This is a genomic window from Vibrio sp. 1249-1, assembly GCF_033340495.1.
Map to the genome: position 1 here is coordinate 1 of NZ_JAWOWJ010000960.1, position 561 is coordinate 561.

Annotated in this window: 1 protein-coding gene; it reads left to right on the forward strand. The window is 41.5% G+C overall.

All coding sequences use genetic code 11. The annotated features are described in order from the left end of the window. The coding region (locus R7Z50_RS29920) for an alpha/beta fold hydrolase (protein WP_318150074.1) at positions 1-561 on the forward strand (561 nt) is incomplete at both ends.

Genomic DNA, 561 nt, shown 5'->3' on the forward strand with positions numbered 1-561 from the left:
CTAGTAATGAGTGGGTTGTTTTCGTGCATGGTGCTGGTGGCAGTTCTTCGATATGGTTTAAACAAATTAAAGCATATAAGCAGCACTTTAATTTGTTGCTGATCGACTTACGAGGACATGGAAAATCCAATCAGCTTTTGAAAGAGTTGATAACTAGTCGTTACACCTTCACGGAAGTGACGCAAGATATATTAAAAGTGCTGGATCACCTAAAAATCCAGTCGGCGCACTTTGTTGGCATGTCGTTGGGTACGATCATTGTTCGAAATTTAGCGGAGTTGTCTTCTGAAAGAGTTCGTTCGATGGTTTTAGGCGGTGCGGTGACACGCTTGAATACGCGTTCGCAGATTTTGGTTAAGTTGGGTAACTTCTGTAAACATATCTTGCCTTATATGTGGTTGTATAAACTGTTTGCCTACATTGTGATGCCGCAACGAAGTCAGCGTGAATCAAGGCATTTGTTTATTCGAGAAGCAAAGAAGCTGTGCCAAAAAGAGTTTAAACGCTGGTTTATTCTTGCCGCGGATGTAAACCCATTGATGAAGTACTTCAAAGACAGAG